The 19,836-nt window shown below is 56.5% G+C and carries 21 protein-coding genes and 2 tRNA genes; 14 read left to right on the forward strand and 9 right to left on the reverse strand.

Annotated features, from left to right (window positions below; genetic code table 11):
- Nucleotides 1–23 precede the first annotated feature (23 nt).
- On the reverse strand, nucleotides 24–1,301 hold the full coding sequence (locus ACM66T_RS09075) for a DNA polymerase Y family protein (protein WP_231018578.1): 1,278 nt from the start codon (nucleotides 1,299–1,301) through the stop codon (nucleotides 24–26).
- Between the two features lie 43 nt (nucleotides 1,302–1,344).
- Nucleotides 1,345–1,890, reverse strand: a complete 546-nt coding sequence (locus ACM66T_RS09080) for a hypothetical protein (protein WP_231018579.1) — start codon at nucleotides 1,888–1,890, stop codon at nucleotides 1,345–1,347.
- Between the two features lie 170 nt (nucleotides 1,891–2,060).
- Between ACM66T_RS09080 and ACM66T_RS09085 the strand changes: the two genes are divergently transcribed.
- On the forward strand, nucleotides 2,061–2,393 hold the full coding sequence (locus ACM66T_RS09085; protein WP_231018580.1) for a hypothetical protein: 333 nt from the start codon (nucleotides 2,061–2,063) through the stop codon (nucleotides 2,391–2,393).
- On the opposite strand, the gene ACM66T_RS09090 is transcribed toward ACM66T_RS09085, so the two are convergent.
- Entirely contained in the window at nucleotides 2,373–2,822 is a 450-nt protein-coding gene (locus ACM66T_RS09090) for an ankyrin repeat domain-containing protein (protein ID WP_231018581.1), read from the reverse strand. The genes ACM66T_RS09085 and ACM66T_RS09090 overlap by 21 nt on opposite strands.
- Nucleotides 2,823–2,966: 144 nt before the next feature.
- Between ACM66T_RS09090 and ACM66T_RS09095 the strand changes: the two genes are divergently transcribed.
- The 11 genes from ACM66T_RS09095 (at nucleotide 2,967) to ACM66T_RS09145 (ending at nucleotide 13,211) form a co-directional block, all read left to right on the forward strand.
- A complete protein-coding gene (locus ACM66T_RS09095) occupies nucleotides 2,967–4,727 on the forward strand; it encodes a proton-conducting transporter membrane subunit (protein ID WP_416768419.1) in 1,761 nt (586 codons plus the stop codon).
- Nucleotides 4,724–5,542 (forward strand): complex I subunit 1 family protein, encoded by an 819-nt coding sequence (locus ACM66T_RS09100; protein ID WP_231018583.1) that lies wholly within the window; start codon nucleotides 4,724–4,726, stop codon nucleotides 5,540–5,542. The genes ACM66T_RS09095 and ACM66T_RS09100 overlap by 4 nt, the downstream gene beginning before the upstream one ends.
- Entirely contained in the window at nucleotides 5,539–6,066 is a 528-nt protein-coding gene (locus ACM66T_RS09105; RefSeq protein ID WP_231018584.1) for an NADH-quinone oxidoreductase subunit B family protein, read from the forward strand. Before ACM66T_RS09100 ends, ACM66T_RS09105 begins: the two co-directional genes overlap by 4 nt.
- The gene (locus ACM66T_RS09110) at nucleotides 6,053–6,397 is read left to right on the forward strand and encodes an NADH-quinone oxidoreductase subunit C (protein WP_231018585.1); all 345 of its coding nucleotides are present in this window, start codon (nucleotides 6,053–6,055) and stop codon (nucleotides 6,395–6,397) included. Before ACM66T_RS09105 ends, ACM66T_RS09110 begins: the two co-directional genes overlap by 14 nt.
- On the forward strand, nucleotides 6,394–7,479 hold the full coding sequence (locus ACM66T_RS09115) for a nickel-dependent hydrogenase large subunit (RefSeq protein WP_416768422.1): 1,086 nt from the start codon (nucleotides 6,394–6,396) through the stop codon (nucleotides 7,477–7,479). The genes ACM66T_RS09110 and ACM66T_RS09115 overlap by 4 nt, the downstream gene beginning before the upstream one ends.
- Nucleotides 7,480–7,651: 172 nt before the next feature.
- Nucleotides 7,652–8,086, forward strand: a complete 435-nt coding sequence (locus tag ACM66T_RS09120) for a 4Fe-4S dicluster domain-containing protein (protein ID WP_416768424.1) — start codon at nucleotides 7,652–7,654, stop codon at nucleotides 8,084–8,086.
- 1 nt (nucleotide 8,087) lies between these two features.
- Nucleotides 8,088–10,535, forward strand: a complete 2,448-nt coding sequence (locus ACM66T_RS09125) for a hydrogenase small subunit (RefSeq protein WP_416768426.1) — start codon at nucleotides 8,088–8,090, stop codon at nucleotides 10,533–10,535.
- Nucleotides 10,525–12,219, forward strand: a complete 1,695-nt coding sequence (locus ACM66T_RS09130; RefSeq protein WP_231018597.1) for a nickel-dependent hydrogenase large subunit — start codon at nucleotides 10,525–10,527, stop codon at nucleotides 12,217–12,219. Before ACM66T_RS09125 ends, ACM66T_RS09130 begins: the two co-directional genes overlap by 11 nt.
- Before the next feature lie 59 nt (nucleotides 12,220–12,278).
- Nucleotides 12,279–12,962, forward strand: coding sequence for an orotidine-5'-phosphate decarboxylase (pyrF, locus tag ACM66T_RS09135; RefSeq protein WP_231018603.1), 684 nt, complete (start codon nucleotides 12,279–12,281; stop codon nucleotides 12,960–12,962).
- Nucleotides 12,963–13,035: 73 nt separating this feature from the next.
- Nucleotides 13,036–13,124, forward strand: a tRNA-Ser gene (locus ACM66T_RS09140).
- A 12-nt stretch (nucleotides 13,125–13,136) separates the two neighbouring features.
- A tRNA-Asn gene (locus tag ACM66T_RS09145) sits at nucleotides 13,137–13,211 on the forward strand.
- 30 nt (nucleotides 13,212–13,241) lie between these two features.
- On the opposite strand, the gene ACM66T_RS09150 is transcribed toward ACM66T_RS09145, so the two are convergent.
- The 5 genes from ACM66T_RS09150 to ACM66T_RS09170 all read right to left on the reverse strand — a co-directional run bounded on the left by ACM66T_RS09150 (nucleotide 13,242) and on the right by ACM66T_RS09170 (nucleotide 17,329).
- On the reverse strand, nucleotides 13,242–14,369 hold the full coding sequence (locus tag ACM66T_RS09150) for a tyrosine-type recombinase/integrase (protein ID WP_231018605.1): 1,128 nt from the start codon (nucleotides 14,367–14,369) through the stop codon (nucleotides 13,242–13,244).
- A 66-nt stretch (nucleotides 14,370–14,435) separates the two neighbouring features.
- Entirely contained in the window at nucleotides 14,436–14,771 is a 336-nt protein-coding gene (locus ACM66T_RS09155) for a helix-turn-helix domain-containing protein (protein ID WP_231018607.1), read from the reverse strand.
- The gene (locus ACM66T_RS09160; RefSeq protein ID WP_231018609.1) at nucleotides 14,768–16,054 is read right to left on the reverse strand and encodes a relaxase/mobilization nuclease domain-containing protein; all 1,287 of its coding nucleotides are present in this window, start codon (nucleotides 16,052–16,054) and stop codon (nucleotides 14,768–14,770) included. Before ACM66T_RS09160 ends, ACM66T_RS09155 begins: the two co-directional genes overlap by 4 nt.
- Before the next feature lie 37 nt (nucleotides 16,055–16,091).
- On the reverse strand, nucleotides 16,092–16,403 hold the full coding sequence (locus ACM66T_RS09165; protein WP_231018611.1) for a plasmid mobilization protein: 312 nt from the start codon (nucleotides 16,401–16,403) through the stop codon (nucleotides 16,092–16,094).
- Nucleotides 16,404–16,699: 296 nt separating this feature from the next.
- A complete protein-coding gene (locus ACM66T_RS09170) occupies nucleotides 16,700–17,329 on the reverse strand; it encodes a GNAT family N-acetyltransferase (protein ID WP_231018613.1) in 630 nt (209 codons plus the stop codon).
- Between the two features lie 398 nt (nucleotides 17,330–17,727).
- Between ACM66T_RS09170 and ACM66T_RS09175 the strand changes: the two genes are divergently transcribed.
- Nucleotides 17,728–19,056: a DEAD/DEAH box helicase gene (locus tag ACM66T_RS09175; RefSeq protein WP_416768431.1), complete on the forward strand. Its 1,329-nt coding sequence runs from the start codon at nucleotides 17,728–17,730 to the stop codon at nucleotides 19,054–19,056.
- Nucleotides 19,056–19,247 (forward strand): hypothetical protein, encoded by a 192-nt coding sequence (locus ACM66T_RS09180; protein WP_231018621.1) that lies wholly within the window; start codon nucleotides 19,056–19,058, stop codon nucleotides 19,245–19,247. The genes ACM66T_RS09175 and ACM66T_RS09180 overlap by 1 nt, the downstream gene beginning before the upstream one ends.
- A gap of 373 nt (nucleotides 19,248–19,620) precedes the next feature.
- On the opposite strand, the gene ACM66T_RS09185 is transcribed toward ACM66T_RS09180, so the two are convergent.
- Nucleotides 19,621–19,806: a hypothetical protein gene (locus ACM66T_RS09185; RefSeq protein WP_231018622.1), complete on the reverse strand. Its 186-nt coding sequence runs from the start codon at nucleotides 19,804–19,806 to the stop codon at nucleotides 19,621–19,623.
- Between the last annotated feature and the right edge of the window lie 30 nt (nucleotides 19,807–19,836).

Below are 19,836 nucleotides of genomic sequence, written 5' to 3' on the forward strand. Positions count from 1 at the left end.
ACCGTGAAGGCGTTTCAAATCGGTTACGTTTTACTGCCCATTTCTGCGGCACGCCGCACGATATCCATGCCGTAGCGCTCCCGCATTTTCATCACCGCGCCGTCAAGCCGCTGCATCTTCCGGTCCTCCTCGAGGGTGAACATATCGACCGCTTTGGGATCGTGGTGGAGGAACTTCGTTGCACTCATGGCGATGTAGGTGACGGCCGCGTTCGGATAAAGGTCAAGCTCCCGGAACTTCTCCAGGGCGAAGGCGGTGATAAAACGCTCGTTGAAAAAGCGGTAGACGGTGTACTGCTTCTTGCTGCGCAGCCTCCCTTCGTAGCCGATGCTGAAGTAGAAGGTCGTGGGGTTGACGCCGAGGCGGGCAATGGTATGGGTCCAGTGGCGCACCATCACCCGCACGCGGCGGTAGAACTCGTCGCGTTCGCGGATGGGGCGGTCCATGCTGCGCGACATGCCGATCCCCTTGCGGCTGCGGCGGGGGTTGATCCCCTCCCCGTCACGCCCCGTCATGCGGGCATAGAGGTCCCGCCCGTGCCGCCCCCAGCTCGCGAACAGATGCGGGCTTTCCACCGCCTCGCCGACGGTGGCGATGCCGTAACGCGCCAGCTTCTTCCCGAAGGCTCTGCCGACCCCCGGGAACTCCCCGACGGGGACGTCGCGCGTAAAGTCGGCGATCTCCTCGTCGTAGACGACCCGCAGGCCGTAGGGTTTCACCGTCGACGTCGCCAGCTTCGCGATCCACTTGGCGTTGCTCGCCCCGATGGAGACGGGCAGCAGCAGCTCCTTCGTCACCTTCTCCTGGAGGTAGCGGATAAAATCGGGCATGTCACGCTCCTCGACCCAACCCGTAACGTCGCCGAAAAGCTCGTCGATGCTGTACTGCTCCACCAGCGGGATCTCCTTGGCCAGCATCTCCATCATTTCGTGCGACAGGGTGTGGTAGAGCAGATGGTCCGGGGGGACGAGGATCGCCCGGGGGCAGAGCTGCAGCGCCTCGCGGATGGTCATGGCCGTCTTGACGCCGCAGGCCCGCGCCTCGTAGCTGGCCGTCGTGACGATCCCCCGGATGCGCCCCGCGTCGAAAAAGTAGTTCGAGGCGTCGTGCTCGGCGTGAAAGAGCGTCGGGACGAAGGCCCCCTGGTTCAACTGGACAAGCTTCTTCTCCTTTGCCGGCTTCGCGTCAAAGATGAACGGGTCCCCCCGCCCGCCGACGATGACGGGCTTGCCCACGAGATCGGGGTTGCGGGTACGTTCGGCGGAGACAAAGAAGCTGTCGAGGTCGAGGTGGAGTATCATACCGCCATGATACGGCTAAACGCGGGCGGCGGGCCGTTTTATTTCACGGCGCCATCCTCTTTTGCGGCGGGAAGAGGCATCGCAGCAGCACGGGCGGCATCGGCACCCCGTCGTCCGAGATCGTGTAGCGGATCCCGACCGTGTCGTCCACCGTCATCATCCCCGCGAAAAGCGAGGGAGGGGTGATGCCGAACCGGCTCATTTTCGTTTTGAACGTCCCCGAAATCACCCCATCTTCCATGCGGTCCGGCGTGGCGGCGACCTGCGTTTCATGGCTTCCTATGCGCATCACCCCCTCCAGGGTGCCGTCCTCTTTTTGGGCCCGCAGCGTGAAAAGGACGGGGCACTCCCGGTCGACGCCGAAGGCCTCATAGGCGTCGTTGTCCAGCGCCTCGTTCCCGCTTTTGAGCGTTTCGATGACCAGGGCGACCTGCAGCGTTTCGAGCCTGCCGTTTTCCTGCACCATGTAAACGCGGACACTGTCCGACGCCAACTTCCAGTCATGCAGCGAGGAGGTGCCGTTGACCTCGATGCTCCCTGCAGCCCATACGGTCTGCATCATGGCCATCAAAAACAAAATAGCTTTCATCGCCTCTCCCTCTCCTCGGAACACGCGGGGCGCCTCTTTTCCGCACCGCGCCACTGTAAAAAGTGTAACACAAAAATGCCGTGCGCCCGGAGAAAGGAACAGCGGTACCGCCATATGGCGCTCTGCCCTCTTTTACGCTTTTGCGCGCAAAGTGCCATAGACTTGCACTTATGAAACGCACTATCGACGCCGAAGAGATCCGGATCCTTTTTTTTACCGCCTACTTTCTTTACGGCAGAAGCAAATACGGCAGCAGCGAGCGGGGAGACGTACGCCTGGGGAGGATGGGGGCGTACCGGGGAGTGATGCAGCTCTGCCGCGCGGCGATGGACGCCCCTTCGCCCTGCCTGCGCAGTGCGATGATCGAGGGGTGCCGCCGGCTGGAAGCGCAGGCGGAGGGGCTTCCCGAAGGCACGTTCAAAACCGCCTACCTCGAAACCCTTGCCGTCTTGCGGCGGCGCGTTGCATCAACCGATAGCGTCCTAGAACATCCCCATCATTGAGGTGCGGCCGAACTTCTGCACCAGCATCGCCGCCGTGCCGCCGCGCTCGTTGGCGATGGAGGTATCGGCCCCGGCGTCGAGGAGCGTTTTGCACAGCTCGGGCATATCGTCCATGATGCTCTCCATCAGCGGCGTCCAGCCCACGCCGTCTTGTTTGTTGATGTCCGCGCCGTGGGTAAGCAGGTACGCCACCATGTCGCGGCGGTCGCGACGGATGGCGATGTGCAGCGGTGTCCAGCCGTACTTGTTCTGCAGGTTGATATTGCCGCCGTTTTCGAATACCGCTTCGAACGCTTCAAGGTCATTCATGTAGACAATGTCCTCCAGCAGGTCGAACAGTCCCCCCTCGGGGTGGGAGGCGTAATCCAGAATGCGCTCTTCGATCTCCGGCGCCATCTTGTCCAGGATCTCCAGTTTATGATCGTCCATTCTCGACTCCTTGTTAAATGTAAAGCTTTTCCTATTATACAGTCCGCCGCTTTTTTATACACCCGCGCTACCCCTGCCGTAGTCGTTTTGTGATGTAATGAGAGTACAATAGCAAAAACCACGGACGAACGGAGTTTGGCAGAAATGATGGTTTTTATACTGCTTTTATCGCCGATGATTGCGGCACTGGCACTCTTTGCCCTCCCATCGCTGCGGGGGCGCTATGCCGTGGCGACGCTGCTGTTCGGCGTGCTCTCGGTAGCGGCCCTCTCTCTCTTCCTGCACCCTGAAGCGCAGACCTTCGCCATTACACCGGGAATGGGCACCCTGATCGAGGCCGCCGACATCGTTTTGCTCTTCTATTTCCTCTTCCAGGGGGTAAAACACCGCTCCCCTCCGGTTCTGCTGCTCGCGTTGATTCAGCTGCCGCTCTACCTCTGGGCCGTTGCGATCACCCCGGCAGAGGCCCCTGCGCTGGTCGTGGACGATCTCTCGCGTTTCATGTTCCTCATTATCAACATCGTCGGCGGCGCCATCGTCCTCTACGCGGTCGAGTATATGCGCCGCGAAAAAAGCGGCGAAGGGAAACAGCGCCTTTTCATCGCCTATCTGATGCTCTTCCTCGCCGTCATGAACGCCATCGTCATCGCCGACGACATCCTGCTCTTCTTCTTCCTCTTCGAGATGACGACGCTGGCCTCTTACCTCCTGATCGCCTTCCGCGGCGATGCTGCCGGCCGCCGGAACGCCCTGCGCGCGCTCTGGATGAACCAGGTCGGCGGGGTGTTCCTGCTTTTGGGCGCCCTGGCCGCAGCCTACGGGCCGGGCAGCGCGACCTTCAGCGGCCTGCTGCAGGGCGGCGGCGGGCTGCTGCTGCCCGCCCTGGCCCTGCTCGCCATGGCCGCCCCGGTCAAGGGGGCTTCGCTCCCCTTTGACGGGTGGCTGCTCGGCGCCATGGTCGCCCCCACCCCGGTCAGCGCCATGCTGCACTCGGCGACGATGGTCAAGATCGCCCCCTTCCTGCTCCTCAAGCTCGCCCCGGGGCTCGGAGGCACCCTGCCCGGTACCCTTTTGGCCCTCTTCGGCGCCCTGGTCTTCGTCGCCGCTTCCTACCTGGCGCTGTCGCGCAGCCTGCTCAAGGAGATCCTCGGCTACTCGACCGTCGCCCTGCTGGGGCTGATGATGAGCCTGGCCGCCGTCGGCACGCCTGAGAGCATGCAGCTCGCGATGGCGCTGATGCTCTTCCACGCCCTTGCCAAGGCGCTGCTCTTCCTCGCCGCGGGCGCGCTTGAGAAGGATTTCGGCCTCAAAGACGTCGAGCAGATGAAAGGGCTGCTGCAGTACGCCCCCCGCAGCGTCGGTTTCCTGTTGTTCGGCTTCTTCTCCCTCACCCTGCCGCCTTTCGGCCTCTTTATGGGGAAACTCTTTGCCATCGCCTCCGTCGCGTCGCTACTGCATACGCAGCCGTGGTTCGTCGTGGTGCTGACGGGCATCGCCGTCGGCAGCGCCCTGCTGGTGCTGCTCTATTTCAAGATTGCCGCCGCACTCCTCGCCGCCGCCCCGGACACCCTCCCCATCGAACGCGAAATGATGCCCCCCGGCTTCGCCGCCCCGCTGACCGTTTTAACCCTGCTCAGCCTCGCAACGGCAGGCGGCTACATGCTGCAGCAGCACAACAGCCTCCTCTGGCTGCTGGCGCTGCCCGTACTGATTGTCGCCCTTCTGCCGCTGCTGACGCGCTCCCTGCAGCGCTTCGACCGCGTCATGCCCTACCGCTGCGGGGAGAAGAGCGAGTTTGACGGCGCCCTCTTTTACGTGGAACCTTCGGCGGGAGCGGCACAGGCAATGCAGTGGGGCTTCGGCCTGCTCTTCGCCGCCGTGGCCCTCTCGGGAGCGCTCACATGAACTGGCTCATGATTCTCCTCGCCCCCCTGCTCGGCGGCGTCGTCTACGGTGCGGAGCGTGTGCTGCGTGCGCGGATGCAACGCCGTCAGGGACCGCCCCTGCTGCAGCCCTTCTATGACATGTTCAAGCTGATGGACAAGCGCACCCTCATCATCCACGCCCCCCACGCCCTACTGGCGGTGGCACACTTCCTGCTGCTCTGGCTGGCGGTGGGGGCGCTTTTTGCCGGATGGAACTTGCTCTACATCGTCTTTTTGCACCTCTTCGCCCTGATCGTGCTCGTCCTGGCGGGCTACAGCGTTCGCTCGCCCTATTCGCAGGTGGGGGCCAACCGCGAACTCGCCGCCCTGGCCGCCTATGAGCCCATATTGGTGCTCCTCGCCGTCGGCTTCTACCTCGTCTCGGGCAGCTTCGACGTCAGTGCGATCCTGGAACACGGCGGCTACCTGGCACAGATGCCGCTGCTCTTCGCCGCGCTGTTGATCATCCTGCCCATCAAGCTCAAAAAGTCCCCCTTCGATACCGTCGAAGCGCACCAGGAGATCGTCGGGGGCGTCGAAGTCGAATACAGCGGGCTCTTTTACGAGTTCCTTTACATGGCGCGTTTCCTGGAGTACCTCTTCGTTTACGGCCTTGTTTTCCTCTTTGCCGGGGCGTCGCCGCTGTGGGGCGCGCTGCTCGTGCTGGCCGTTTTCCTGCTTGTCAATCTCGTCGACAACGCCACCGCGCGGGTCAGAACCGACCAGATGGTCAGGATTATCTATGCCACGGCGTTTATAATGGCAACAGCCAATATCATCTGGATCAGCCTATGAAATTTTTCAGCGCCTTTCGGAAAAAATCCCCCTGGATCCTCCACTACAACGCGGGCAGCTGCAACGGCTGCGATATCGAGATCCTCGCCGCGCTGGGACCCCGCTATGACCTGGAGCGCTTCGGCGTCATCAATACCGGCAACCCCAAGCAGTCCGACATCTTTCTCGTGACCGGCCCCGTCACCTACCGCTCCCGCGAACGGCTCGTGGAGCTCTACTGCCAGATCCCCGAACCGAAAGTCGTCATCGCCGTCGGTTCCTGCACGGCGGCGGGCGGGGTCTTCCGCGGCATGTACAACGTCGAGGACGGCATCGACCGCTACATCCCCGTCGACGTCTATGTTCCGGGCTGCGCCTCCTCGCCCCAGCTCATCATCGATGCCGTCGTCGAAGGGGTGCAGATCCTGGAGCGCAAAAGCAAGGCGATCGAAACGCCCTTCAAACTTTTCGGCGCCGTCGAAACGGTCGCCGGAAAACTCAGCCGCCTCGGCATGGCAAAAAAGGTGAATGATGCAGAAGATTGAAACAACCCTGGGCGCGCTGCTCGCAGACCTCCGCGCCTTTTACGATCCCAAAGTGTGGCACTTCCTCACCGTCAACGGGATCGACCTGGGCGAAGGGAAGATCGAGCTACAGTGGATCTTCTCCCGCTACGGCGCCAAGAACGACGTTGTCGTCTACTACGCGCTGAGCGACTACGACACCCCCGTCCCCTCCGTCGTGCCCGTCATCCCCTCCGCCTTCCTGGGCGAACGGGAGATCGTCGACATGTTCGGGCTCAATGTCGAAGGGACCGCGGGCGGCCTCTACCTCGACAAAGACTCCCAGCCCCATCCGCTCAGGGGGGACGCATGAAGAAAACCGTCCAGATCCCGCTGGGTTCGCAGCATATCTCCCTGCTCGAGCCCATCCGGTTCAAATTCGAATGCGAAAACGAGACCATTGTCGGGGTCGACGCCGATGTGGGCTTCGTGCACCGCGGCGTCGAGCAGGCCTGCACCACCAAGTTCGACTTCAAACAGGTCGGCTTCGTCGTGGCGCGGGTCTGCGGGCTCTGCGCCATCACCCACTCCCTCTCCTACACCCTCGCCGCGGAGAAGCTGCTGGACTTTACCCCCAACGACCGCATCAAGTACCTGCGGATGCTGATGGTCGAACTCGACCGCATCCATTCGCACATGCTCTGCCTTGCGCACACGGCGGAAAACGCCGGCTTCGAGGCGCTCTTTATGCAGATCATGGGCGACCGTGAGCTTGTCATGGATATCCAGGAGGCTATCAGCGGCAACCGCATCCAGTTCGACTTTATCGCCATCGGCGGCGTCACCCGCGACCTTACCCCCGAGATGGTCGCCCTGCTGCACAAAAACCTCGACCTCCTCTTCGGCAAGATCTTCGACCTCATCGAGCTGTTCGAATCCAACTGGTCCCTCTCGCTCAAGTACAAAGGCATCGGGGCGCTCTCGCTGGAGGAGGCGCAGACCTACAACGCCCTTGGCCCCCTCGCCCGGGCCGCCGGACTGGCCACCGACGTGCGGGTGGAAACGGATGACTTCCCCTACGAGGCTCTGGGCTACGAGATGATGCTTGAAACGAGCGGCGACATCCATGCCCGCAACCGGGTGCGGCTGCGCGAGATCATGAACTCCATCGCGATGTGCCGCAACATTGTCGACAACCTCCCCGCCGGGGAGATCATGGAGAAGGCCAAGGGCAAACCGAAGGGCGAGGCGATTGTACGCGTCGAAGCGCCCCGGGGCGAGCTCTTCTACCTCGTGCGCGGCGGCGGGCAGAACATGCTCGAGCGTGTCCGGATCAAGACCCCGACCTTCTCGGGCATCCCTGCCATGATGGAGGTGTTCAAGGGTAGCCGCTACGCCGACGCCCCGGCGATCCTCGCCTCCTTTGATCCCTGCATGTCGTGTACGGCGAAGTGAGTTGAAAATGCATGAAAAGCAAATCATGATGTCCAGCAAAGTCCGGCTAGCCGGGCGGGCCCGCCGCCGAAGCGAACCCAGTGTTAACGTAGGTCAAGGGGCTTGGCTCCTTGAGCGTGTGAAAACTTTAGAAGTACCCTGCATGTCCTGTACGGCGAAATAGGAGGAAGCCATGTTCAGATCGATGTTCAACGCCTTTGCGAACCTCTTCAGACCCGTCCGGACCCACCCCTATCCCGCCGAGCCGATGCCCCTGCCCCCGGCCTGGCGGGGGCTGATAGAGTATAATGAGGAAGCATGCATTTTCTGCGACAAATGCGAGAAGGCGTGTCCGCCCAAATCGATCCGCTTCTTCCAGCACGAAGACGGGCAAAAAGAGTACCGCTACAACGCCTGGCTCTGCATCTACTGCGGAGAGTGCGTGCGGGCCTGCCCCAAACCGGAAGAGGCGCTGTGGCAGAGCGAAACGAAGGCACGTCCCGCCGTCAAAGCGGACAACGTCAACGGTGGCTGGTTCGACTGGGAAGCAGAGTGTGCGCAGAGCCGCGAAGAGTATGCGGCGGCCAAAAAAGCGGCAAAAGCCGCCAAGAAAAACGAAGGAATTTGATATGCGTATCGTTATCGTCGGCGGCGGCATCGCGGCCGCGTATATCGCCAATGCCATCAAAGAGCAGTCGCCCTCCCACGAAGTACTTATTGTCACCAAGGAAGCCCATCCTCCCTATGACCGCATCCACCTCTGCGCGCTGGTCAGCGGCAGCACCGATATCGACGAGATCGCCCTGCCCCTGCCTGCCGATGTGCAGGTGGAGCTGAACGCCGAGGTCACCAGCCTCGACATCGGGGCCAAACGCATCTTTACCGCTTCCGCTTCTTATGCCTACGACAAGCTCATCCTCGCCACCGGTTCCGAGCCGCGCCGCCTCTTCGACACGGCAGGCCTCACCAACGTGGCCACCTTCCGCAGCGCCGACGACAGTGACTGCATCGCACAGCGGATCGTCGGCAAAAACGTCGTCATGATGGGCGTAGGCCCCATCGGACTGGAGCTGCTCGATACGCTGAGCACCCTGGAGGGGCCGGAGCATATCTATCTGGTCTCGCGGGGAAACCACCTCTACGACAAAGCCCTCACCCCCTCCGCCGTGGCACTCATGAAACGCATCTACGAAGGTGCCGATCCCCGGGTCCATATCCTCTTCGAAGAGGAGATCACGGACAAGGTGATCGAAGGCGATACGATTACCAAGATCGTCATGAAAGAGCACACCATCGACGACCCCTTTGTCATCTTCGGTGTCGGCATCTCTCCCGCCGCCGCCTTCGCCAAAAGTGCCCTTGAGACGGACAAAGGTATCCTGGTCGACGAACATATGCGCACGTCCGATCCCGACGTCTATGCCGTCGGCGAAGTGGCCCAGCTTCACAACGGCTATATCGCCGGGAGGGTCAAGGAGTGTACGCTCCAGGCCGACGCCGCCGTCGCCGCGATTCTCGGGGTCGAAGACGAAGGTTTCCAGGACTTTGTCACCATCGACGGCCTCAAAGTCGGTTCCTTCCTGCTCGCCGACGTTACCTCGACCGCCTATAACCCGAAGGACGAAGCGAACGAGGACATCGTCATCGCCTCCAAAAAAGAGGGGCGGATCGACCAGTACATCATCAACGACGACCGCCTCGTGCGTTTTATCGGGATCAACACCAACATCGACGTCTTGGCATTGAAGACGATGATGGAGGAGGACAAACCGGTCGACCCGGCTTTCTTCTACGACAACAGGCTGGTGAGCGAACGCGGACGCCTGATCTGCAGCTGTGCCAGCGGCTACGAACAGGACCTCGTCGCGCTGATCAAGGAGAACTGCATCGAGAGCTTCGCCGACCTCAAACCGCTGAGCGAAGCGGGGCGGGTCTGCGGCCGCTGCAAGCAGGATGTCGTCAAGCTCATCGCCGATACCCCGGTCGACCCCGAGGAGGCGGCCCGTCTCAAGGCAGAGCGCGAAGCGGCGGCCAAAGCCGAGGAGATGGCGAAGGTGCAGCGGCGCATCGACAAGTTCAACAAGCTCCACCCCGCCAACCGCATCGAGAGCGAAAACCTCGACGAAGCGCTCAAAGCCTTCGACATGAGCAGCGAGTTCAACCGCTGGGTCTCCATGATCACCGCCAATATGCGGCTGCACCCCGAGTACGAACCCCTGGTGGGGCAGAGTATCGAACAACTCAACAAGATCCCCATCATCTGGCTCGAGCTCGCCGACTGCAGCGGCAACTCCGAGGGGTTCATCAAATCCGCCCACCCCAAGGTGGACGACCTCATCCTCAAATACATCTCCCTTGATTACCACGAACTGCTGATGGCGGGATCAGGGGACCAGTCGGAGCTCTCCCTCGACGGGGTGATCGAGAACGACAAGGGGCGCTACATCCTGATGGTCGAAGGGGCCATTCCCCTCGGACTGGAGGGCAAGTTCCTGCGCATCGGGCCCAAGGGCGAAACGGGGCTGGAGCTTCTGAAACGCACCGCACAACATGCGGCCGCCGTCTTCTCCATCGGCTCGTGCGCGTTCGACGGGGGCGTCGTCGCCGCCGCACCCAACCCTACCGGTGCCGTCGGCGTCGCCGAGGCGCTGGGGCGGAACGACATCATCAACCTGCCCGGCTGCCCGGTCAACCCCATCAATATCGTCGGGACCCTGCTGCACTACATCATGTTCGACGAACTGCCCAAGCTCGACGAAAAGAACCGCCCCGAATGGGCCTACGGTTTCCGGGTCCACGACAACTGCGAGCGCCGCGGCCACTACGACCTGGACGAATTCGTCCTCGAATGGGGCGACGAAGGGGCCAAGAAAGGGTGGTGCCTCTTCAAGATGGGCTGCAAAGGGCCCTATGCCGATCTAAACTGTTCGCTGGTAAAATTCAACGAAGGCACGAGCTGGCCGGTCCAGGTCGGCCACGGCTGTTTCGCCTGCGGCCAGGGCAAGATCGCCTTTGACAAGTACGCCAACAACCGGCCCCTGCCGGAAGGGGAAGAGGAAGAAATTCATGGCCACTAAAAAAATCGTTATAGACCCCATTACCCGCATCGAGGGGCATCTGCGCATCGAAGTCGAAATCGACGAGAACAACACCGTCAAAGAGGCGTGGGCCTCCGGCCAGCTTTTCCGCGGCATCGAAACCATCCTCAAAGGGCGAGACCCCCGGGATGCCGGCCTCATTGCCCAACGCATCTGCGGGGTCTGTACCAATGTGCACTACCGCGCCTCCATCAGCGCCGTCGAAGACGCCTACGGCATCGCCCTGCCCCCCAATGCCGAGAGCATCCGCAACCTCGTCACCCTCGCGCTCTTTGTCCAGGACCACATCGTCCACTACTACCATCTGCACTCCCTCGACTACGTCGACGTCGTCAGCGCCATCTCCGCCGAGCCCGACAAGGCCGCAGAAGTGGCACAAACTTATCATCATTACCCCTACCGTACTTCGACGGGGCATATGAGCGCCGTCAAGGAGAAGCTGACCTCTTTCGTCAACGCGGGACGACTGGGACTCTTCGCCAACGGTTACTGGGGGCACAATGCCTACCGCTTCAGCCCCGAGCAGAACCTTATCCACATGAACCACTACCTCGAAGCCCTGCGGGTCCAGCGCGACCTCAGCCGGGCGGTGGCGATCTTCGCCGGCAAGACGCCCCACCCGCAGAACCTCGTTGTCGGCGGCGTCACCAGCGTTGCGGACATGCTCAATCCGCAGCGCCTCAACGACTTCATGTTCATCATCAAAGACGCCCGCGACTTCATTGAGCGCGCCTACCTCCCCGATATCAAGATGGCGCTCGAGGCCTACAGGGACGACATCAAAGCCGGCACGGGACGCGGCAGCGGCAACTTTATGGCCGTGGGCGGCTACCAGTTCGGACAGGAGCAGCAGCTCTTCGAAGGGGGAACCGTTTTCGGGCATGACTTCGGCAGCGTCGAACCCTTCGACGAGCAGTACATCACCGAAGAGGCGTCGCGCTCCTGGTACGCCGACGACGCCCCGGTTGCGCCCTACGACGGCAAGACCGAGCCCTTCTATACGAACCTCAACAAAGACGGCACGCTGAAGACGGAGGGCAAATACAGCTGGGTCAAGGCACCGCGCTACAAAGGCAAGCCCATGGAGGTGGGGCCGCTCGCCAGGATGATCATCGGCACCCTCAAGGGTTCCCCGGTCATCAAACCCTACATGGAGCAGTTCATGAAGGAGACGGACCTCGAGCTGATGGACTTTTCGACGACGCTGGGGCGCAACGCCGCCCGTGCCGTAGAGGCCAGGGTCTGCTGCGACTACCTCTTTGATTTCTGCAGCGACCTCATCGAGAACATCAAGTACTACGACGAAGAGACCTGGACGAAGTACGACTTTGCCGCCCTGCCCAAAGCAGCACAGGGGCGCGGCATCTTCGAGGTGCCGCGAGGTGTGCTGGGCCACTTTATCCGCATCGACGACGCCAAGATCGCCAACTACCAGGCGGTGGTGCCGACGACCTGGAACGCTTCGCCCAAGGATGAAGGCGGTGTGCGCGGCCCCTACGAAGAGTCCCTGGTCGGCATTACCCTCGCCGACCCTTCCGCGCCGCTGGAAGTGCTGCGGGTCGTGCACAGTTTCGACCCCTGTCTCGCCTGTGCCGTGCACGTCATCAACGCCAAAGGCAGAGAGCTTTCGCACTACAAGATCGCCGCGGCGTGCACGCTTTAGGCCCCCTCTAACGCAGCAGACGTTATACTTCCGTCATCTATTCATTGAGGGGAATACGTATGGAACTTTGCGTCGCGCTCGACCTGCCGAGCATGGAAGAAAACCTGGCACTGGTGGAGAAGATCAAGGCCTACCCGGTCTGGCTCAAAGTCGGGCTGCGCGCCTACATCCGCGACGGCGAACCTTTTCTCAAAGCGCTCAAAGCGATCAACCCGGACGCGAAGATCTTCCTCGACCTCAAGCTCTACGACATCCCCAACACCATGGCCGACGCGGCCGAGTCCATCATGGGCCTGGGCGTTGACATGTTCAACGTACACGCCAGTGCCGGTAAACGTGCCATGCAGACCGTTATGGAGCGCCTCTCGACGTACGAGAAACGCCCCCTCGTCCTGGCCGTCACGGCACTGACCTCCTTCAGCGAAGAGGAGTTCGGCGACGTTTACAACGCCGGCATCGCCGCGACGGCAGACAAATTCGCCCAGGATGCGCACGAAGCGGGGCTCGACGGCGTCGTCTGCAGCGTTTTTGAAAGCGCCTCCATCAAAAAAATGACCAGCAGCAGGTTCATTACCCTGACGCCTGGCATCCGCCCCTTCGGCGAAGATGCGGGCGATCAGCAGCGTGTCGCCACGATCGAAGCGGCAGAGACGGAGAAGGTCGACTTCATCGTCGTCGGCCGCCCCATCTACAAGGCCGAAGACCCCGCCGCCGTCGTCGAAAAGATCCTCGAGCGACTTTAAGCGGCTCCACCTTGCTTTTTAAGCGAAATATTATTTCTAGATGATTATAATCTCACTCTCATTTTTGAGACTTGGACAGGTGGGTGAGAGGCTGAAACCACACCCCTGCTAAGGGTGCGTACGTCCTGCGTACCGAGGGTTCGAATCCCTCCCTGTCCGCCACTTCTTAACGATTCCGGATTAGCTCAGCGGTAGAGTAGGTGACTGTTAATCACTTGGTCACTGGTTCGAATCCAGTATCCGGAGCCACTTCTTATAGAACCCCTAAATTACGATCTTTCAAGCACTCTTTGAAATTCTCGGTGCCATTACGGTGTCATTCAGTGCCACGCTTTTTTCAAGAAATGACGCTCTCTTTTTGCGTTTGCGATTAATGTAACGTGCATAATGCGACAGTGTCATTGTCGCGTCTTTGTGGCCAAGCATATTCGATACCCACAAGATATCTTCATTGTGCTCCAGCATCATTGTCGCGAATGAGTGACGGGTATGATAGATCGGCCTATACTCCAATCTGCACTTTTTCAATGTCCGTTTCCAGTCTGTGTCGCGGATGCGTTTGATATCATAATAGTGTTCGCCATCTCTGTTAAGAAAGACATAGCTGTCATTCTGTCCAGTTTGTTTGAACTGATCTTGTAGATACGGAATCAGCGTATCGATCATTTCGACTTGGCGAATACTCTGAGCAGTTTTCGGTTCCGTCACTGTTCCCATCTTGATCGCACGCTTTACGCTAATAGAACCACGCAAAAAATCCACATCTTCCCATCTCAGCCCGATCATTTCGCCGCTGCGCATTCCCGTGAAGAATGCCAATGCGTAGAAGTTGCGGAACTGGCCGGATGAGCCGTTCAAAATCAGATTGATTTCCTCAACGCTGAACGGGTTGATATCCGTCTTGTTCAGCTTTGGAGTACTGACCAAGGCCAATGGACTTTTCTCGATCAGCTCGTCTTTCATAGCATCTTTGAGAATACCGGAGAGAACCGCCCGGATATGGCGCACCCTTCTGGGGCTAAGCGTTTTCAGCAGATTGTTTTGCCATCTCTGGATATCGGAAGGTTTTATAGTGTCGATCTTCTTTTTTCCAAGGACGAGAGCGATATGCAATCTGTAGGCGTTTGCATACTCCGTCTGTGTGACAGCCCGTCTTGAGTTGCTGTGCATTTCAAAGGATGTGACACTGAAGTCATTTAGTGTCGGTATACGCTTTTCAAAGAACTCGCCGCTATGCAGTTTCAGCATCAGCTGCGGAATGATTTTGGTTTTCGCAAGCTTGCGATTTTCGGGCGTATTGTCGAGTTTCAATGGTTTTCGATAGCGTTTTCCTCCATGGGAGAAATCGACCCACAAGCTCTCTCTCACGCCGTTTTTAGTTTTTGTCTTTTTGACATATAGTTTCATCAGTTTTTTCCTTTCGAAAAAACCGCTAAAACCGAATACGGGGTTTCCGAAGCAAGTATAGCATTTTCAAGAAGCATCGGATTTCACTTCCGCGATGATTTCGCTGATAATACCGTCGATTTCTGCCGGACTTTCGTCTTCCTCAATACCCATTAGCCATCGGTCCAGTGCCACTGAATCAAATACGAGTTTTCTATATCTTTGGTGATAGTGGATACCCTCTTGCAAATCGCCGTTTTTGATCAATTTTCTAATAGTATCTGCCGAATAGCCCATGTAATGCGCTGCTTCTTTCGAACTCAACCAGCGTTTTTGTTGTTTCGACTCAAGGAGATTTATCATGTGATCGAGTTTTTTTTCAATCAATGGTAGCCGTTCGAGCGATTCAAAGTCCACTTTCATCTAGTCCCTCCTCCAACTGTTCCACCGCCTCGCCCTTTCTGGCTTTTTTCTATGATGTCACCAACGATTTGAGCTGCTTCGTCAATCCTTCGAGCTGTTTCTGCAAGCTCCCTACCTGCTTGTTTAAGTCCTCTATCTGCACGTTCAACAATTGCAGATCGGCGCTCTCGCTTAGCTCCGAAAGTTTGCTCAAACAATGATTTTCTTGAGTTTTTAAACTCTTCAAAGCGACTTGTTCGATCTCGTCGAGTTTTTGCCGATACGCCTCTTTCTCCTCTCGCTCGTTTTCGAGCTGGTCCATCAACGACTGGATCAATGTACTTTTCTTGTTCATCTACTGCTCCTGTTGGGTTGTCGGGTATTGAACTGTCTCGTTTTTCGGTGCATGAACGACGGAGAGGAAGAGCCACATCGTCCCTGCTCCGATGAGTATTCCCGACAGAAGTGTCAACACCGGACGGCAGCTGATTTTTTGAATATCTTTGCGTATGATAGAGAGCTTTTTGTTGATTGAGCCGTTCCAGCTTTTGTGATAGTTTCTCAATTCCCGCTTCACGATTGTTTCGGTTTCGCTGATAATCCTTGACTCTTCTTTTTGCTTCCTTTTCAAGGCCGCTAACGCTTGTGAATGATTCATTGAATATGCCTCCTTTAAATCGTTTGGCTTTTTTCCAGTCTGACGCTTGAATGGAAATGTAGTTTTTCCCGATTCGGGGCACTGCGTATCCAGCTGATTTGAGCGCGTCGATCAGTTCATTGCGGTTGTTGATCACACCATCTTCCACCAGTTCGTAGAGAGTTTCGACCAATTCATCCTTGGAAACATCTATAAGGCGTTTATCAGAGGGATTGTAGGCATAGCTATGGCTGCGCTCTTTATCGGGATCGTTCGGATCGCTGAGACCGTATTGAAGGTTCACCAGTTCTTTAAAGGTATCGACGCGCGTCAGGTCCACTTTATGCCAGAATGGGTTGAAAGCTTTCTGGCTTCCCAAATGAATCCGAGGGATGATGAAGTGCAACTCCACTCTTTCTTTATCCCGATGCTCGACCCATAAGATGTTACGGTCACCGTCCTCAATCCCACTGAATATAGTTTGTTCAAATCCGTCCATGATTGATTCTGCAACATTGGGATCGATTTCTGATTCCTCGAACGAGAGAACGCCGCTCTTATACTTCTGTTTAAACGGAACCGATCGGATGATATCCAGGGTAAGACCGCTGTTACCACGGACGACCCGTTTGGGTTCATTGGTACTGTCTTTGAGCAAATACTCCATAGCTGCGGTTCCGTCGCCTATACCGTGAGGGAAGAATTTAATCAGCATACTGTCCACTCAGTGCCACAAGGTCGTCTTCGATTTCCGCAAGGCCGGAAAGAACGGCAATATCGACAGGATTACCGAAATTCAGGTGACGAGCAATTTGATTGAGGTTATTGCCAATCGCGTTTAGCTCGCGAAGAAGCGGAAGCGGGACGTTCTTTTTATCGCACGGATCGATTTGGGCACTGTCTATCGCGGCGCGGATCAAAGCGCTGATCCGCATTTCAGCCTCGGCCGCCTTGCGGATCAGCTCATCATGTTCTTTTTCGGAAAGTCGGATCGTGATGCGTTTGCTCTTTCCCATGAAACACTCCGTAATGCGTTTCAAGGAATTATAGAAATGTGGAGACATTTTTTGAGAAGAAATGCAAATTTTTTGAAATTTGCGTAGTTTTTAGAGGGTCTTAGGGAGTCTTCTCCCTAACCACAGCACATTAGGCAGAGAAAAACGAAGGTTTTTGTCTGACAATGTGTCTGCTGGCTGATGCATACCGGCTCGGTAGCTTCTCTCTAAATGTGAATCTCTGGTATTTTTGACCTTATCTAATCTAATAGAAATGTAGAAAGTTCTTCATTCGTCCTAAAAAAGATCAAGGTCGTTTATTCAAGACAAAGAGCTTCCCCCAGATAACTGTTCCCCATTTTTTTCAGGTCATCTTTGTAAGTGCCATCACACTCTTCTCCCATTGTATTGGAATGCCCGCATACTTTTTTTCGAATGATGGCTTCACTTTTCCCCATGAGCTCTTTGGCATCGGCATCATTCACCATGCGAGCCACCCCTTCAAGCCCATCTGACGGCATGGGAAGGTCGCAATAGTAGTCTTTTGCCGTGTTGCTCCCCCAGTAAGCAAACCCAAGGGAAAGGTAAAACTCCAGTGACTGGGGAACACAGGTGCAGCGAAATCGCCGGACGTGTTTTGTCAGCGCATGCTCGAATACGTCACTAAGCAATTGTCTGGCGTATCCGTGCCGTTGCAATGGTTTTGGCGTAAAAAGGTTATGGATGGTAAGATAGTCACCATAACAGTCTATTTTATAGAAGATGTAACAGAGGTGATTCGCCTGCGTGTCAGACAGCACCATACAGCCGTCATATTTCCAGCTGAAATGACGATCCCACCAGCGAAGGGATTGTTCGGCGAATCCGAGGCTTTTCGGATCCGTGATCGTTGCGATTGACGCGAGATAGGCATCTCTGTCAAGGTGCACCAGTTGATAGATGGACATACTTTTCCTTTTTCGTGCACAATGGACACAGGAAAAGGACAATGGCCCCTCAAATGAATGCAGAGTGAAAGATCTGTTAAGTATAATATCCAATGAATCATCCAGAACCTGTTCACTGTTCAAATAAGCATCACAGACGCACGAGCAGATCACAAATCGACAAGACAAAACTGAATATCTTTGATATTGTCAACTCAATCAAAAAGAAAATGTAAACACCGTAGAAATATAGTATAATGTCATACTTTCAGCGCACCTCGGTCTGCGACTGACTCCGTTTCTGTTATCCTTCGATTGCTTTCCGCTCTCTTTTGATCGCCTTAACTAAATTATCATCATTCAGCCTAGACCGGCGCTTGTTTTCGGACTTTCGGTAGGCTCAATCAAAAAGAAGACACATGTCATTCACAACACTTGGCCTATCAGAGCCGATTTTACGCGCTGTTGCCGAAACCGGTTACACACAGCCCACACCCATTCAACAAAAAGCCATCCCGGTTGTCCTTTCAGGCAAAGATATCCTCGCCGGAGCCCAAACCGGAACCGGCAAGACGGCAGGGTTCACCCTGCCGATGCTGCAACTGCTAAGCACAAAAGCTACCTCCAGAGGCAAACGCAGCGTCCGTGCACTGGTGCTGACACCGACACGCGAACTTGCCGCCCAGGTGGGAGAAAGCGTGAAAACCTACGGGAAATTCCTCCCGCTGCGTTCCACGATTATTTTCGGCGGGGTGAACATCAATCCCCAGACGAATGCACTTCGCAGCGGCGTCGATATCGTCGTTGCAACACCCGGGCGGCTGCTCGACCATGCGAATCAGAAGAACATCGACCTTTCAAAGGTAGAAATGCTTATCCTCGACGAAGCGGACCGCATGCTCGATATGGGCTTTATCCACGATATCAAGAAGATCTTCAAAATGCTGCCACAGAAGCGTCAGAACCTGCTCTTTTCAGCAACCTTCTCCAAAGAGATCCAGACCCTGGCCGATTCACTGCTGAACAAACCCGAACTCATTGAAGTTGCCCAGCGGAATAAGACCTCCGATCGTGTTCAACAGACGGTGCATCTTATCAGGCAGGATCAAAAACGAGCTGTGCTCTCGGCATTGATCAAAAACAACAACTGGGCACAGGTACTGGTCTTCACCCGCACCAAACACGGAGCGAACCGCCTCTCAAAACAGCTGATCGATGACGGCATCGCGGCGGAGGCGATCCACGGCAACAAGAGCCAGAGCGCCCGCACCAAAGCACTGAAGGCGTTCAAAGAAGGCAAGGTCCGCATTCTGGTCGCCACCGATATCGCCGCACGCGGTCTGGATATCGACCAGTTACCGCATGTCGTCAATTTCGAATTGCCGAATGTCCCGGAGGATTATGTCCATCGTATCGGCCGGACCGGACGTGCCGGCAATGAAGGCGAAGCCGTCTCACTGGTCTGCCCCGAAGAGATGCCTTTTTTGAAAAGCATCGAAAAGCTCATCAAGGCAGAGATCAAACGCAAGGATGTCGAAGGTTTCAACATGCCGGTGTTCAAAAAACGCGAAGCTTCATCAAATCCATCTTTGAAACGTTCTGAAGTCAAAGTACAGGCTGAAATGAACAAGCCACGCAAACACCCTGAGCAGAAGTCCCAGCGCGGACATCACAAGCAAAGGCGCAAGCCCTCCAACAAAACGCACATGTCTTCATACATCGGACAGATGCAGGCGGAGGTGCGCTGATGGGACGCAGTACACAGACGTTTGAAAAACGCCGCAGGGAAATTGAAAAACAACAGAAAAAAGAGGCGAAGCGCCTGAAGAAAGAAGCGAAGAAAAATGGCGAATATGAGCCATTACCGGAAGTGTACATTGCGGAAGAGGAGACAAACCCGACTGATGTAAAAATGTCGGAGACAGAATCCGGTTCATAGCAGTTAATCAGGTAAATCGTTTCCTAGTCGCTTGAAAACATCCGACTTTTTCCCTATGATCACAAAATGTAAAGATCCTGTGCAGTTGAGTTACCGATGACAAAGGAGACCTGCTGTCCCACAGAGAGTGGTCCAACCTCCCTCATAGAGTTGTAGTGAATCTGACTTTGGTCGATTGTAATTGTTTTACTATTCAATTTTTGTCGGATAATGCCGTATCCCTGGTCGAGACTGTACCAAATGATGGTTCCTTCTACTCGCTGTGACATATGTGATCCTTTAAATGTATGGATCGCCAACCGGCATCGCGGCAACGGCTGAAGAACATGAATATATGATTGAAAAATGTTTGCGATGCGGGAAATGGTTACGTTCAGTCCCTGAGGTTGAGCCAGGAAGCCGGATTTAGAAAAGTCAATCCGCTTTCCATCCATATTTCTGATTCACTGTTTCTTGCGTAGATGTGACCATCGATCAGCTTGTAGCGGATGCCGGTAATCACACTGGTCAGCTGTTTACCCTCTTTTAATGCCTTTAACACGGCTTCTCTGCTATCCATGTAGATCCTTGAAATCGCTCTATAAAAGAA

This window comes from Sulfurimonas sp. ST-25 (assembly GCF_048079205.1).
GTDB lineage: Bacteria > Campylobacterota > Campylobacteria > Campylobacterales > Sulfurimonadaceae > Thiomicrolovo > Thiomicrolovo sulfuroxydans.

Excerpts from the sequence above, each read along its gene's own strand:
- ACM66T_RS09075 (WP_231018578.1), bottom strand. The coding sequence starts at position 1,301 with ATGATACTCCACCTCGACCTCGACAGCTTCTTTGTCTCCGCCGAACGT.
- ACM66T_RS09080 (WP_231018579.1), bottom strand. The coding sequence starts at position 1,890 with ATGAAAGCTATTTTGTTTTTGATGGCCATGATGCAGACCGTATGGGCT.
- ACM66T_RS09085 (WP_231018580.1), top strand. The coding sequence starts at position 2,061 with ATGAAACGCACTATCGACGCCGAAGAGATCCGGATCCTTTTTTTTACC.
- ACM66T_RS09090 (WP_231018581.1), bottom strand. The coding sequence starts at position 2,822 with ATGGACGATCATAAACTGGAGATCCTGGACAAGATGGCGCCGGAGATC.
- ACM66T_RS09095 (WP_416768419.1), top strand. The coding sequence starts at position 2,967 with ATGATGGTTTTTATACTGCTTTTATCGCCGATGATTGCGGCACTGGCA.
- ACM66T_RS09100 (WP_231018583.1), top strand. The coding sequence starts at position 4,724 with ATGAACTGGCTCATGATTCTCCTCGCCCCCCTGCTCGGCGGCGTCGTC.
- ACM66T_RS09105 (WP_231018584.1), top strand. The coding sequence starts at position 5,539 with ATGAAATTTTTCAGCGCCTTTCGGAAAAAATCCCCCTGGATCCTCCAC.
- ACM66T_RS09110 (WP_231018585.1), top strand. The coding sequence starts at position 6,053 with ATGCAGAAGATTGAAACAACCCTGGGCGCGCTGCTCGCAGACCTCCGC.
- ACM66T_RS09115 (WP_416768422.1), top strand. The coding sequence starts at position 6,394 with ATGAAGAAAACCGTCCAGATCCCGCTGGGTTCGCAGCATATCTCCCTG.
- ACM66T_RS09120 (WP_416768424.1), top strand. The coding sequence starts at position 7,652 with ATGTTCAGATCGATGTTCAACGCCTTTGCGAACCTCTTCAGACCCGTC.
- ACM66T_RS09125 (WP_416768426.1), top strand. The coding sequence starts at position 8,088 with ATGCGTATCGTTATCGTCGGCGGCGGCATCGCGGCCGCGTATATCGCC.
- ACM66T_RS09130 (WP_231018597.1), top strand. The coding sequence starts at position 10,525 with ATGGCCACTAAAAAAATCGTTATAGACCCCATTACCCGCATCGAGGGG.
- pyrF (WP_231018603.1), top strand. The coding sequence starts at position 12,279 with ATGGAACTTTGCGTCGCGCTCGACCTGCCGAGCATGGAAGAAAACCTG.
- ACM66T_RS09150 (WP_231018605.1), bottom strand. The coding sequence starts at position 14,369 with ATGAAACTATATGTCAAAAAGACAAAAACTAAAAACGGCGTGAGAGAG.
- ACM66T_RS09155 (WP_231018607.1), bottom strand. The coding sequence starts at position 14,771 with ATGAAAGTGGACTTTGAATCGCTCGAACGGCTACCATTGATTGAAAAA.
- ACM66T_RS09160 (WP_231018609.1), bottom strand. The coding sequence starts at position 16,054 with ATGGAGTATTTGCTCAAAGACAGTACCAATGAACCCAAACGGGTCGTC.
- ACM66T_RS09165 (WP_231018611.1), bottom strand. The coding sequence starts at position 16,403 with ATGGGAAAGAGCAAACGCATCACGATCCGACTTTCCGAAAAAGAACAT.
- ACM66T_RS09170 (WP_231018613.1), bottom strand. The coding sequence starts at position 17,329 with ATGTCCATCTATCAACTGGTGCACCTTGACAGAGATGCCTATCTCGCG.
- ACM66T_RS09175 (WP_416768431.1), top strand. The coding sequence starts at position 17,728 with ATGTCATTCACAACACTTGGCCTATCAGAGCCGATTTTACGCGCTGTT.
- ACM66T_RS09180 (WP_231018621.1), top strand. The coding sequence starts at position 19,056 with ATGGGACGCAGTACACAGACGTTTGAAAAACGCCGCAGGGAAATTGAA.
- ACM66T_RS09185 (WP_231018622.1), bottom strand. The coding sequence starts at position 19,806 with ATGGATAGCAGAGAAGCCGTGTTAAAGGCATTAAAAGAGGGTAAACAG.